Genomic DNA, 12646 nt, shown 5'->3' on the forward strand with positions numbered 1-12646 from the left:
TGTGATGAGTATCAGCATACGACGAACATTGACAAGGAAAAAGCGCCAATTTACATTAATTTATATAGTCCAATTTAAAATAAGGGAGGTCCCTTCGGTGGAGCTTGGGCTTCCGTTCGAGACATACGTCGAGCAGTATAAATATAAATATTTGGCGCTTTATCATGCCATTCGCGCTGCGATTCACAGCGGCAGACTGCCGGAAGGGACGCGCCTGCCCGCTACCCGGGAGCTTGCCAAGCTTTACGGCATATCCAGAGGCTCCGCTGCGCAAAGCTATGACATGCTGATGGCGGAAGGTTATGTCGTCTCAAGGCAGGGAAGCGGCACTTATGTCGCCGAGGGGATCACGGTGCCTGAGCAGCCGCCTCCTGTCGAAGCGGTCCCGCTGCTGTCGGCCTGGGGCCGGCGGCTTGCGGAGCTCCGGGACGAATCCGCCGAGGCCCGCCGGTCGGAGCTGGCTCCGCCTGAAGGAACCATATCCTTTGCCGATGCGCGCATGCCGATGGAGGATTTTCCGTATGACGAATGGCGAAGCGCGTTGAACTATGCCGGCGGGAGCGGAGGGAAGGAGCTGTCCTCCGGCGCTCCGCCTGCAGGCGCGATGGAGCTTCGGCGGGCGATTGCCGGACATCTTCGGTTTACGCGGGGCATCCAGGCGAAGCCGGAGCATATCGTAATCTTCAGCGGGTCGATGCAGGGCATCGTCCTGCTCTTCCAGCTCCTGCTGGACCCCGGCGACCGCGCGGTGATCGAGGATCCCGGCTACGACGGGATCCGCCGGGGCGTGTCCGCTACCGGCGGGATTCCGCTGCCGGCTCCGGTTGATGCTTCCGGGCTTGTCCCCGCCGACTGGGACGCCAGGCTTCTGGTCGTTAGTCCGAGCCGGCAGTACCCTACGGGAGCCGTGCTTCCGCTAGAGAGGCGGCGGGCGCTGCTGAACTGGGCGAGAACCCGCCAGGCTTACATTATCGAGGATGACTACGACAGCGAGCTTTGCTGGGGAGGCAAGCCGATCGAGCCATTGAAGATGCTCGATGACGAGGGAAGGGTGATCTTCGTCGGCTCCTTCTCCAAGACGATGTTCACCGGTCTGCGAATCGGTTATGCGGTGCTCCCTCCGAGTCTTACGAATGCCGTCGTCAGGGCCAAGTCGCTGTATGATCCGATCTCGCCCGGCGTGCTGGAGCAGCGGGCGTTGGCACGGTTCATCGCCAGCGGCGGTTACGGGCGGCATCTCCGGCGGATGACCCGGCGCTACGGCGCGAGGTATCAAACGCTCCGCGAAGCGATGGACGCTCATGCAGGCGGCTTATTCCGGCTCCGGCCCTGCGACGCGGGGCTTCATGTATATGCCGACTGGCTGCAATCGCCCGCCGAGTATCACGCGTTTCGCCAAGCCGCACGCAATCGCGGCGTGCTGTTTCGCGATGCGACCGTTTACAGCTGCACGCCTGGTCCGCCCGGCGCATGCTTTGGATTTTCCCAGTTGGAGCGGGCAAATATCGAAGCAGGCGTTCTCCGTTTGGCATCGGCATGGGCGGACATGCAAAAAAACGGAAAACCGGGTATGATGGAGAGAGAATATTTTTAAAAGAGATGAGGGGGAATGACGTGATGCTGAATGCATCGCCGTCTTCTTTTGTAATAATGCCCGCGCTCGCGAAGATCGTCTGCGAGCCGGGCTGGAAGTGGCAGAAACGCGAGCGGCCCATGCAGAACTACGATTTGTTTTATGTATGGAGCGGTGAAGGTACGCTGGAACTGAATGATAAGCCGTATGAGATCGGTAAAGGAAGCTGCTTCCTGTTCCGTCCGGGCGACCATACCAGCGCGACGCATAATCCGCAGAAGCCGCTCGTTTTAACATATATACATTTTGACGTGAAGGAACCGGTTACGGACATTCCGGCCCCGTACCGGCAGCTGGGCGAGACGATGGATTTCGAATATTTGCTGGCCCGGTATGTCCGGTTGTATCTGGACAAGCCTTACGGGGCGGAAGAAGAGGGCCAGCTTATCCTGAAGCAGCTCATGATTCATCTGCTGCGGTCCGACCTGAATGAGCCTGTCGTAAAAAAAGCCAGCAACCAGCTGATGGAGGCGATCCACGAAATCGCCAACTATGTGCGCCAGCACCCGGGGATTCCGCATCGCGTGGAGGATTTGGCGGCAAGAGCCGGACTGTCCCCGCGTTATTTCTCGATCAAATTCAAGGAGCTGATCGGTACGCCGGTCCAATCCTATATTATCCAGATGCGGATCGAGCGGGCGCAGCATCTGCTGGTGCACCAGGGAATGAATGTCACGGAAGTGGCCGACGCCCTCGGGTATCGCGACATTTTCTTTTTCAGCCGGCAATTCAAGCAGTATACCGGAAAGAGTCCGTCCGAAATCAGGTGATTCCCCCGCTCCCTACCGTTCACGCATGCTCTTCGCGAAGCGGAAGGGGCCTCGGGGTTTCAACGTAAGCAATTTAGGGTAATCCTCGCTTACGGTATATAGAGAGCAAGTGAGCTTTGAAAGGGGGTGTACGGGAATGAGCCCAAGAAGACGGGTGCGCGGGCGGTTTTTCAGTCGCGGCGGCGGCAGTATTTTTCGAAATCGGCTGCGTCGCATGAAGTCGACCATAAACCAAGGGCATCTTGATGTATGGTTTTGATGGAGCCTGAGTATTTTGTCCGGGGATAACAGCCGTGACCCCGATTTTATATACGATGATCCGAAGCTAGCAGCCCAGCCGGGTGATCTTCAAGTGCCTTGCACATACCTGGTTGGTGAGAAGCACCATGTTGGAATTATTTTATAAGTTAAACGTAAAAGGGAGTCCGGGAGGGCTCTCTTTTTACATGGGACTTGCGTGATGCCCCTTGGCTTTATGCTCGAGTTCTAAGTTTCACGATTGAGCTTGGGACCGACCCCGTGTATGATCAGTTTACGGATATTCGGAAGCGGTTTATAAGAGGTTTTCGAGTTGCGGCAAGGTATAAGGCCAAGCAGGGAACTGGCGACTGCATGATTGAGAAAGCTGGGGGGATGGAGTTTATGAAAGCGGCGAATCAAAAGACAGCCCTGGTGACAGGCGCATCCAGCGGCTTCGGACTGCTGATCAGCATCGAGCTGGCGAAAGGCGGGTATGATGTCGCAGCCGGGATGCGAAGGCCGGAGGCAGCCGGGGAGCTCCTGCAGCAGGCGGCGAAGTTCGGTGTGGCCGAGCGGATTCGAGTGATCGAGCTGGATATTTGCAGCGAAGAGCAGGTACAGGCAGCAGCACGCTCCGTGGAGCAGGAGCTCGGGCGCCTGGATGTGCTGGTGAATAACGCAGGCATCGCGGTCGGCGGATTCGTGGAAGAGGTGCCGCTCAGCGAGTGGAGACGACAGCTCGAGACCAATGTGATCGGAACCGTCTCCGTGACGCAAAGCATGCTGCCGTTGATGCGGCGGACCGGTAAATCCAAAATGATTCTGATCAGCAGCATCAGCGGCGTTGTCGGCTTTCCGGGCTACGGCCCGTATGCCGCTTCCAAATTTGCCGTTGAAGGCCTTGGCGAAAGTCTCGCCATGGAATTGATGCCTCTAGGCATCGATGTGGTGCTGGTGCAGCCCGGCGCTTACGGCACGCCGATCTGGAGGAAGAGCTTCGGGGAGTTGAAGGTGAGGGAGGGTTCGCCATACAGCGGGATGCTGAAGCGGGTATTGGCGTACTCCGAACGGACCGCTAAAAAGAGCGGGGATCCGCTCGAGGTTGCAAGGTTGGTGGCTCGAATCGCCGGTATGAAGCATCCGAGCTTCCGGTACCGGCTTCCCCGCAGCACCCGGCTGACCGGGCGGATCAAGGCATGGCTGCCCGACCGCTTCTTTCAGCGGCTGATCGTCCGGCTATTGGGAAGAGAATAGGGTCTAACATTGTCCTTGTTCGATAGGGACGCAACGGGAGTCATTGCGGTCATGAATGAAGGCATCCGCAAGGACGTTCTTATTTTTCCGTACACAGCTCCTGCTCCAAGCACGCACCCCGCTTCTGCTTCTTGTCTGCGGGCGGATGGAGGATGCCGAGCAGCTCGCCCATTTTAACCGTCGTCCCGAGGGCGAGATCTCCCCGGGGGGTAAAGGTGCCGCTCTCGGTCAACAGCACGACGGTTGAGCCGAATTCGAAGTATGCAAGCTCATCCCCGATCTGCCATTTCGTCACGCTCTCGTCGGCATAACGGATGCTGCTTACGTTCAAAGCCCCGACCTTGACCACGGCAACCTCACCGAAGTCATGCTTGATATAGGTAATGAGCCTTTCGTTGCGGCTAAGCACCGACCGGATATGGGTCATGGCAAAATCGTTGACGGGATACACCTTGCCCTTGAGGTGCTCCCGCTCGATCTGCACGCCGGTAACGGGGGCGTGAATGCGATGGTAATCCGTCGGGCTTAAATATAAGACGAACGCGTAACCGTTCACATAATTCTCGATTCTCGGAGACTGCGCAAGCAGCTCTTCAATGGTGTAATCCTGTCCCTTGACGTTGAGGATGGTGCCGGTATTGATGGTGCCCATGGCGGTAATCGTCGCATCAACCGGGCTCACCATCGCGTCGGCGGTCGTATCTATGGCCCGCAGGCCGAGCTTTAATCGGCGGGAGAAGAATTCATTGAGCGAGCGGTATTCATGCAGCTCTTTCTCCGCTTCATGCGCCGGGATTTGATATATTCGAATAAATGCAGGGATCAGATGACGGCTCAACCGGCTGTGGGAGAACTGCCCCACCAAATGGGACAACCACTTTCGGGAGGAGAGCTCAGTCATCAGACGCAGCAATCGTTTGGCCATGTTATTCTCCTTTTTTGTGCAAAGACCTAAGCTATCGATGATGCTTGAAAAGCAATCACTCTGATATTGACATAGAATCGGCTGGAAATCAACAAACGGGCCTTGAAGAAAAAAAGACCCTTGCCAAATCAGGAAAGGCTGTGTATTTTAAAGTTAACATAAAACCGAATAGGGAATACGGGTGCTTGAGTGAATCAGGCTGAGATTGCAGCTGCTATCCGCTGTTGACCGTTAATCTGAACTGGGTAATGCCAGCGTAGAGAATATCCGACCCTGCTTATAATAGGGCCTAATTTCCGTCTGCGCGTTTCCAGACGGTTTTTTGTTGTGATTTTTTTCCATTTTCAAAAAATTGTGATGGAGAGGGGTAATTGTACGATGGAAACGATGAGGCAAGGCATAATGGGGGCTCAGCCGAGAAAAGGGCTTAGACTGACCGATATTTTGGTGACGGTGCTTGTATCGCTGGTGCTGGGCGTGGTGTATCACTTTTGGGGATCGGTATACAACCTGCTGAAGCCGCTCTTTTTCGAAGCGGACGAATTGCTGTACGGCATGTGGTTCGCCGCGGCGACGCTGGCCTATCTGCTGATCCGGAAACCTGGCGTGGCGATCATTGCAGAGGTTGCGGCCGCGCATGTCGAAGTGCTGTTCGGCAGCGGGTGGGGGCTTACGCTGCTGATGTACGGCTTGATTCAAGGCTTGGGTGCCGAGCTCGTATTTGCCGCAACCCGTTACCGCAGCTCTTCCACCTTCACGGTGGCTCTGGCGGGGGCTGCTGCCGCCGTCGGCTCGATGCTGCTTGATTTCTTCTACAGCTACACGGACGATCTTCAGACCTGGATGTTCCTGGCGAAATACGGCATGCGGGTCTTTAGCGGCGCCGTCATTGCAGGCCTCCTGATGCTCGTCCTCGCCAAAGCGCTGGAGCGTACCGGCGTAACCTCCCTGCTGCGTCCGGCATCGCAAAAAGACTATGAGGCGCTGGACGATTCGCGCCATGTCTAAAATGCAAACGGGCGTACACTTCGTAAACACGATGGATGCGCCTAATGATCCGCAGGGGGAACCGGCGCTTTATGTAAAAGGGCTGCGCCTTAAATACCCGGGCGAGGAGCGGCTGATGTTTAAAGATCTTTCGTTCTCCGCCGCCCGCGGAGAAAAGGTGCTGCTGCTGGGTCCAAGCGGCTGCGGCAAATCGACGCTTCTTCAGGTGCTGAGCGGGATGATTCCCCGGGCGACGGAGGTGCCGATGAAATGCGAGGCGCAGAAGCTTCCCGTTTCCTGGGGATATGTGCTCCAGGATCCCGACACCCAGTTCTGCATGCCATTCGTGGACGAGGAGCTGGCATTCGTTCTGGAAAACCAATGCGTTCCACGGGAGCAGATGGAAGAGCGGATGCAGGCAGCGCTGCATGCCGTCGGATTGGAGCTGGAGTCGCTGCATGTCAAAATCGCGCATTTATCGCAAGGGATGAAGCAGCGTCTTGCACTGGCTTCTGCCCTGCTGCTGGAGCCGGAGGTGCTGTTTCTGGATGAGCCGTCAGCCTTGCTCGATCCCGAGGGCCGCGAGCAAATCTGGACGGCGGTGAAGGCCGTATCCGCGGGGCGAACCTTGATCATCGTGGAGCACCGGATTGAAGAGATGGCTGAATATGCAGACCGGGTCGTGCTTTTTGGCCCGGATGGGACGATTCTGGGCGAAGGCACGCCGGCCGACGTATTCGCCCGCTATTCGCGGGAGCTGAAGGAATTCGGCATCTGGTATCCCGGCGTATGGGACGATTATGCAGTGTCCCCATCCGGCATGGAGGTGTTTGCACCGCTTGGAACCTCCTCCGGCGGATCCCGCCAGGATGACTCCTTCGCCAGGGATTTGGGAAAAGCCGCTCGGCTACAGAACCGGGAACGACTCCATTCCGTTGAGGAGTCCGGACGGCTTACCGGAGCCGACTTTACGTCGGCAGAACAGAGCAAGCCTGCCGTTCAGCTGGCCCAGTTCTCAGGCAAGCGGTGGGACAAAGCCGTTATTACCGTCCAAGGGGCGGAGGTGTATCCGGGCGATTTTATTGCGATTGTCGGGCCGAACGGAGCGGGGAAGAGCTCGCTGCTTCTGAGCCTGATGGGGCTGCTGAATGCGGAAGGCATGTACCTCCTCGGCGGGGGGGAGGTTCCGTTAGGGAAAGGAAGACGAAACCGCAAACAAAGGGAACGGATGCTCCGCCGAATCGGATTCGTATTTCAGAATCCCGAGCTGCAATTCGTGACGGAGCGCGTTACGGATGAGGTGGCGTACTCCTTGCTGGTGGACGGCATGTCCGCGGATGAGGCGGCTGAGCAGGCCCGCCGGACGCTAGAGCGATTCGGACTAGACGAAAAGGAGAGCCGGCATCCATACCAGCTATCCACGGGCCAGAAACGCCGCCTCAGCGTGGCCACAGCCATGGCCAGACAGCCGGCGGTGCTGCTGCTGGATGAGCCTACGTTTGGCCAGGATGCACGGAATACCTTTGCGATTCTGGAGATGTGCGAACGGCTGCGCCAGGCCGGGACGGCGATCGTGATGGTTACCCACGAGATGCGAATCGCCGAGCAGGCGGCCACCCATATTTGGGAGATCCGTCAAGGGCAGCTGGTCTCCAGGATGGCATCGCCCAGGCTGGCGGCAAGGAGAGCTCCCGGCTTCCAGGAGAACGGTTATCCGCCAATGAGGGCGGAGGACGAAGCCAAGGAATTTGGCGCCCGTGAGGACAACAAGGAATCTTCCGGCAGACCGTACGCGGAGGTGAGGTCATGAATATATGGAATCCGGTCCGCATCACGTGGCTGCACCGGGCAAATCCGGTGGTGAAGCTGCTTCTCGTCTGCTCCCTGTTCCTGATGACGGTGCTGACGCATGACATTGACTTTGTGGCGTATCAGGCGCTGATCTTTATGCTATGTCTCCTGGCGCTGTCCGGTGTCCGCACATGGAAGATGCTGCTGTTCTTCATTCCGTTTCTGCTCGCGTTCATCTCTTCCTCATCCTCCATGATGCTGTTCGGGAAGGGAGACACGGTTTGGTGGGAATGGGGTCTGTTCAAGGTATCGGAGGAAAGCTTCTATCGTGGATTGCACCTCGGGTTTAAAGGAATCGCCTTCGCCTGCGAAGGGCTTCTGCTCGTGACGACGACGTCGTCGGTCGATTTGTTCTACAGCCTGATGCAAAAGCTGAAGCTTGCTCCCAAGTACGCCTACAGCTTTATGGCTTCCATCCGGCTTTTGCCGATGGTGTGGGAGGAATATGTGATCCGCCGGCAAGCGCTGAAGGTGCGGGGAGTGGTCCCGATCCGCGGTGTCCGCGGGGCGGTGAACCGGGCAGGGATGTATGTGGTGCCGCTTTTGGCACAGAGCATCCGCCGGGCGCACCGGGTTGCGGCGGCGATGGAAGCCAAGCGGTTTGACGGTGACCGGGGACGGCGCAGAACTTATTTTTACCCTTCGCGCTACTCCCGCTATGATCTGCTCACCATCGCACTTTTAGCGGCGGCGGCATATGGCGCTTATGCGGCTGCGGGGCATTTTCCATGGTTCGGCATCGGGGATGTGCGCTTTGATTAAATTCGAGGGCATTTTGCGTGAAAGTTCGTAATTTCACGTAAGATGCCCTTTTTGCGTTTGGCTGGCGCTGCATGGGACCAGTGAAAAAAGAGATGGATTTTTCGTTCGAATGGTATATAATACGGTTGGTACCAATATGTTATTGTTGGTACCAACCTTGCATACCTGGATCGGTATGCGTTCCACTTGGAGGCTGCACCCATTAGAGGTGCCAACAACACAGAACAGCACATAACACTCTTTTGAGGTGACAAGAACAAAAACGACAAGTTACGGCATTGAGGTGACAAGAACAGAAGAGACCAAGCACACGTTGAGGGATAAGAACAGGAAAGACAAAGCACGCCTTGAGCGGACGACAACCCGGTCAGAGGCAAAGCGGGAGTGAAGCGCCGTATCCAAGTGGCTCAACGTAAGAAGAACAAGGAGGCTCGAATATGCGGGAGCGTATTTTGAAAGAAACGATGCGTTTGATCCAGCAGAAGGGATTTGCCTTTACCGTCAGTGATCTGGCGCAGGGGCTTGCGATCAGCAAGCGGACCATTTATGAGCATTTTTCCTCCAAGGAAGAGATCGTCGAGTCGATCGTTGATAGCTTAATTCAGCATATCCAGCAGCGGGAGCGGGAAATTGCGGAAGATGGACAGCTGGGCGTTCTGGAGAAAATCCATCAAATCCTGATCTGTTTGCCGCAAGAGCTTGAGAAGATGGATATGCGCCTTTTGACGGATCTCAAAAAGTTTCATTATAACCAATGGGAGAAGCTCGATACCTTTTTCAGAGAAGAGTGGGGCATCGTCAGCAAGCTGATGGAGCAGGGGATGGCTGAGGGCGTCATCAAGCCGATCTCGCTTCCGTTGTTTATCGATCTGTATCTGGGCGCAATCCAGCAAATGTACGACTCCCGGGCAACGGTGAAGCATCAGATGCCGCTTGGGGAGCTGCTGAAGTCGATCATGGATATCCTGCTGTTCGGCATCGCCGCGGGGCAGGGAAAGGAGAAATGAAACGATGCACTGGTTCTATTTAGCTCTGGCGATCTTGTTTGAAGTAGCCGGCACCATTAATATGAAAATGTCGGAGGGATTTACGAAGCTGCTGCCGAGCGTGCTGCTGGTCGTTTTTTATGTATGCAGCCTGAGCTTTCTGACGCTGAGCCTGAAGCAGATCGAAATTTCGGTGGCGTACGCGATCTGGTCCGGCCTCGGCATTATGATCATCACGCTGATCGGATATTCGTTCTTTTCGGAACAAATTAACGGTTTGAAGATATTCTCGATTCTGCTGATCATCGCAGGGGTTGTGCTGCTGAACCTGTCGGGCGGCGCCCATGCGCAGGAACAGCCGAAGGCGGAGCAAACGGACGTTCAGGCAGGTTGAAAAAAGGCCTTGGATCCGGCCAGTGGAATACTCGGGCAGCTCTTTTGAATGCGCAATAATGTACTATACCCTTTTCGACCGGCCGCTCTATAATGCAAGGGAATTCCTTGTAAGGAGCTGCAGGTCATGAATTTTTCTTCGTTCTTTATTTATTGCTTTATCGTTGCGTTCTCTCCGGGGCCGTCGAATATCGTCATTCTGGCATCGGTCCAGCAGTCGGGGATCAAACGAACGCTCCGCTATATCGCCGGGGCATCGATCGCTCTTTTCCTGTTGATTGCCCTATCTGTCGTCCTCGGCGAGACGCTGTCCTCCGGAATGCCGTTCATTCTGCCGGTGCTGCGGGTAGTAGGCTGTCTCTTCATGCTGTATCTGGCGTATCAGGTATATCATATGGACGTTTCCAACGCGTCGACAAACCAGACGGCTTCCTTCACATCGGGGTTTTTGATGCAGTTTCTGAATCCGAAGGTCGTGTTGTTTACCCTTACGGTCATTCCAAGCTATGTCATGCCCTATTATACCGAGGGGCCGGTCATTTCCGTCTTCGTTGTCGCTGTCTCGCTGATCGGGCTGGCTGCGTATATGACCTGGGCGGTGTGCGGCAATCTGTTTCAGGGCGTTTTGCAAAAATACCGGAGAACGACCAACACGGTCTTGGCTTTGTTCCTGCTGTATTCAGCCATCGTCGTGTCGGACCTACCGAATCTTCTGAGGGGGTGATGGAAGATGGAGCGGTTTATCTATAAAAAAGCGTGCGGCATCACGGCCCTGTCCGCGAGCTTTACCGATTTCAAATATAAGAAGCATTACCACGAGGAGTACGCTCTCGGCGTCACCCTGCGCGGAATTCAGAAGTATTCCCTCGACGGAAGCCAGCAAGCTTCCTATCAGAGCGGCGTGATGCTGTTTCATCCGGAGCAGAGCCATGACGGCTGGTCGCAGGAGCGCACGGGCATTGATTATGTGATGATCTACATTCATCCGCAGCTGTTTCATGAGCTGATCCAGAAGAGGGACATCATCCGCTTCCATACGCCGATCGTGTATCATGCCGGCCTAAGGCAGAGCATTCTGAATGTAACGAGGGCGATATTCACCGGCAAGCCGGAGGCGCTGTGCAGCGAGCTGCTGCTGGGGCTGGCGGGGCATTTTAATGAAGATATACTGAGGTTTGAAGGTAAGCGGGACAGCGGATTTGCCAAGAAGGCGAAGGCGCTGATGCAGGAGCATCTGGATCATGTGCTGCGATTGGATGAAATCAGTCATGCTTTCGGCATGTCCAAATATCAGTTCATCCGTTCCTTTAAAGCGAACACCGGCATGTCGCCTTACCAATATTACTTAAACTGCAAGGTGGAGCGGGCCAAGCATCTCATCGAGGACAGCCGCGACGTATATCTCGCCGTTTCCCAATGCGGATTTACGGATCTTGCGCATTTGAACCGGCATTTCAAAAATGTGTACGGCACGACGGCCTATGATTACATGTCCCATTTGGAGCGATAATCTGTTTCTTGTCCGCATGGACAATATGCAGGGGAAAGAGGCGGTTAGCATCGGCGGCAGATGAGCGAATGAGCGGATGAGGGACCGGTCGGGGCTTTAGCCCTTTGCTCGTCCGACCTAATGATCAAGTTAATGGGAGCAACCCTCAGGAGACCCGCGTGTCGGTTCGCCCTAGGGTTGCTTCTTTGGGCTGCGGGGAGGTAACGGCCGCATCGCTGCCTTGCTTGCTTCAAAGGGTTTGGAGATCCGGCGAATCGATGTTAATCTGTAGTTGAATCTAATCAGGATAAGCATGCAGCTGCATGAACAGAGATGGAAGGAATTATGGCCATGGAATACCTATATGAATCAGCACCGCGCAGTTTCGAGGATTTTGCCAGCGGCCGGGTGCTTTACAACGCTCGAGGCACAACCTCGTTTCCCGTAAGACTGGCAAGCGAGCTGGCTCAGCGATGCTTTCACCTTCTGGAACAAAAGGGGGCTGAGGGCCCCTACACGTTATATGATCCCTGCTGCGGAGGCGCGTATTTGCTGACTGTGGTCGGGCTGCTTCATGGACGGCGGCTGGGCCGGATCATCGGCTCGGACATTCAGCCCGATGTGCTCCCCATCGCGGGAAAGAACCTGTCCCTGCTGCGCAAGGAGGGGCTCGAGCAGCGAGCCGAACAGATCAAGTCGCTGTATGAACAATACGGAAAGCCGTCCCATCGGGATGCGCTGCAAAGCGCAACTCGCCTGAAGGAGCTGATCGCCGAATCCGCGATCGAAGAAGCGGCATGCTTCCAGAGCGATATTACGGATCCGAAGGGGGGGCTGGACCGAGCCAGAGGAACTCACATCGTTATGACGGATCTCCCTTACGGGGACTTGGTCAGCTGGAGCGGCGGAAGCGGAGAGCCGGTTCAGCGCTTTTTCGATCAGCTTCACCCGATTCTCGATCCCGCCTGCTCGGTGGTCGCAGTCATTTCCGACAAAGGCCAGAAATTAAAGCATGACCGTTTCAGAAGGCTCCAGCATATGAAGATTGGGAAGCGGCAGGCCGCGATCTTTGAACCGCTAGGGAATTGACGCGCTGAGCCAGTCGGATCGATGGCTATACATAGGGGCATCAGGTCCCGGCGAAAGCATAAACGGCTAAGAGGGAAGGCAACAGCTTGTCAGCGGAACCATAATCCGCTAAGAGACGGCTCCCGTTTGCCGGTTTTAATACAGGCAAAATAGGGCCAGTTAGAGAGGGCCAAGCCCGGCCAAAAACTCTAAACAACTAAAAAGACGGCTTCCGTTTGTCGGTTATCATACCGGCAGAATGGAGGCTGTTCTTGTATGTAGTCCGTG

12 protein-coding genes and 1 riboswitch are annotated in these 12646 nt (G+C 55.8%); of the genes, 11 read left to right on the forward strand and 1 reads right to left on the reverse strand.

Annotated features, from left to right (window positions below; all coding sequences use genetic code 11):
* Positions 1-97 precede the first annotated feature (97 nt).
* From NSQ46_RS04815 to NSQ46_RS04825, 3 genes are all read left to right on the forward strand, one after another.
* Complete coding sequence (locus NSQ46_RS04815) at positions 98-1594, forward strand: PLP-dependent aminotransferase family protein (protein WP_342576379.1); 1497 nt, start codon at positions 98-100, stop codon at positions 1592-1594.
* A gap of 23 nt (positions 1595-1617) precedes the next feature.
* Positions 1618-2403, forward strand: coding sequence for an AraC family transcriptional regulator (locus NSQ46_RS04820; protein WP_007132026.1), 786 nt, complete (start codon positions 1618-1620; stop codon positions 2401-2403).
* A 642-nt stretch (positions 2404-3045) separates the two neighbouring features.
* Positions 3046-3897: an SDR family oxidoreductase gene (locus tag NSQ46_RS04825; RefSeq protein WP_210094549.1), complete on the forward strand. Its 852-nt coding sequence runs from the start codon at positions 3046-3048 to the stop codon at positions 3895-3897.
* Between the two features lie 79 nt (positions 3898-3976).
* Here the strand turns inward: NSQ46_RS04825 and asd are convergent, their stop codons facing one another.
* Positions 3977-4822, reverse strand: coding sequence for an archaetidylserine decarboxylase (asd, locus tag NSQ46_RS04830; protein WP_342576380.1), 846 nt, complete (start codon positions 4820-4822; stop codon positions 3977-3979).
* Positions 4823-4989: 167 nt separating this feature from the next.
* A riboswitch (TPP riboswitch) is annotated at positions 4990-5102 on the forward strand.
* Between the two features lie 107 nt (positions 5103-5209).
* Here asd and NSQ46_RS04835 point away from each other — a divergent pair.
* The 8 genes from NSQ46_RS04835 (at position 5210) to NSQ46_RS04870 (ending at position 12379) form a co-directional block, all read left to right on the forward strand.
* Positions 5210-5830 carry an ECF transporter S component gene (locus tag NSQ46_RS04835; protein WP_342576972.1) on the forward strand — a complete coding sequence of 207 codons (621 nt, stop codon included), beginning with the start codon at positions 5210-5212 and terminating at the stop codon, positions 5828-5830.
* Positions 5831-5861: 31 nt separating this feature from the next.
* Positions 5862-7619, forward strand: a complete 1758-nt coding sequence (locus NSQ46_RS04840) for an ABC transporter ATP-binding protein (RefSeq protein ID WP_342576973.1) — start codon at positions 5862-5864, stop codon at positions 7617-7619.
* Positions 7616-8422: an energy-coupling factor transporter transmembrane component T gene (locus NSQ46_RS04845; RefSeq protein ID WP_028404826.1), complete on the forward strand. Its 807-nt coding sequence runs from the start codon at positions 7616-7618 to the stop codon at positions 8420-8422. Before NSQ46_RS04840 ends, NSQ46_RS04845 begins: the two co-directional genes overlap by 4 nt.
* Positions 8423-8859: 437 nt before the next feature.
* On the forward strand, positions 8860-9429 hold the full coding sequence (locus NSQ46_RS04850) for a TetR/AcrR family transcriptional regulator (RefSeq protein ID WP_007132032.1): 570 nt from the start codon (positions 8860-8862) through the stop codon (positions 9427-9429).
* A 4-nt stretch (positions 9430-9433) separates the two neighbouring features.
* Positions 9434-9802 carry a multidrug efflux SMR transporter gene (locus NSQ46_RS04855; protein ID WP_007132033.1) on the forward strand — a complete coding sequence of 123 codons (369 nt, stop codon included), beginning with the start codon at positions 9434-9436 and terminating at the stop codon, positions 9800-9802.
* A gap of 126 nt (positions 9803-9928) precedes the next feature.
* Entirely contained in the window at positions 9929-10525 is a 597-nt protein-coding gene (locus NSQ46_RS04860) for a LysE family transporter (protein ID WP_007132034.1), read from the forward strand.
* Between the two features lie 6 nt (positions 10526-10531).
* Positions 10532-11311 carry a helix-turn-helix domain-containing protein gene (locus NSQ46_RS04865; RefSeq protein ID WP_007132035.1) on the forward strand — a complete coding sequence of 260 codons (780 nt, stop codon included), beginning with the start codon at positions 10532-10534 and terminating at the stop codon, positions 11309-11311.
* 330 nt (positions 11312-11641) lie between these two features.
* Entirely contained in the window at positions 11642-12379 is a 738-nt protein-coding gene (locus tag NSQ46_RS04870) for a hypothetical protein (protein WP_028404828.1), read from the forward strand.
* The last annotated feature ends 267 nt before the right edge of the window (positions 12380-12646 follow it).

The organism is Paenibacillus sp. FSL M8-0142, assembly GCF_038597315.1.
Classification (GTDB): Bacteria; Bacillota; Bacilli; order Paenibacillales; family Paenibacillaceae; genus Paenibacillus_AQ; species Paenibacillus_AQ lactis.

Bases quoted from the DNA above. Each gene is read 5' to 3' on its own strand.
- NSQ46_RS04820 (WP_007132026.1), top strand. From the start codon at position 1,618: ATGCTGAATGCATCGCCGTCTTCTTTTGTAATAATGCCCGCGCTCGCG.
- NSQ46_RS04825 (WP_210094549.1), top strand. From the start codon at position 3,046: ATGAAAGCGGCGAATCAAAAGACAGCCCTGGTGACAGGCGCATCCAGC.
- asd (WP_342576380.1), bottom strand. From the start codon at position 4,822: ATGGCCAAACGATTGCTGCGTCTGATGACTGAGCTCTCCTCCCGAAAG.
- NSQ46_RS04835 (WP_342576972.1), top strand. From the start codon at position 5,210: ATGAGGCAAGGCATAATGGGGGCTCAGCCGAGAAAAGGGCTTAGACTG.
- NSQ46_RS04840 (WP_342576973.1), top strand. From the start codon at position 5,862: ATGGATGCGCCTAATGATCCGCAGGGGGAACCGGCGCTTTATGTAAAA.
- NSQ46_RS04845 (WP_028404826.1), top strand. From the start codon at position 7,616: ATGAATATATGGAATCCGGTCCGCATCACGTGGCTGCACCGGGCAAAT.
- NSQ46_RS04850 (WP_007132032.1), top strand. From the start codon at position 8,860: ATGCGGGAGCGTATTTTGAAAGAAACGATGCGTTTGATCCAGCAGAAG.
- NSQ46_RS04855 (WP_007132033.1), top strand. From the start codon at position 9,434: ATGCACTGGTTCTATTTAGCTCTGGCGATCTTGTTTGAAGTAGCCGGC.
- NSQ46_RS04860 (WP_007132034.1), top strand. From the start codon at position 9,929: ATGAATTTTTCTTCGTTCTTTATTTATTGCTTTATCGTTGCGTTCTCT.
- NSQ46_RS04865 (WP_007132035.1), top strand. From the start codon at position 10,532: ATGGAGCGGTTTATCTATAAAAAAGCGTGCGGCATCACGGCCCTGTCC.
- NSQ46_RS04870 (WP_028404828.1), top strand. From the start codon at position 11,642: ATGGAATACCTATATGAATCAGCACCGCGCAGTTTCGAGGATTTTGCC.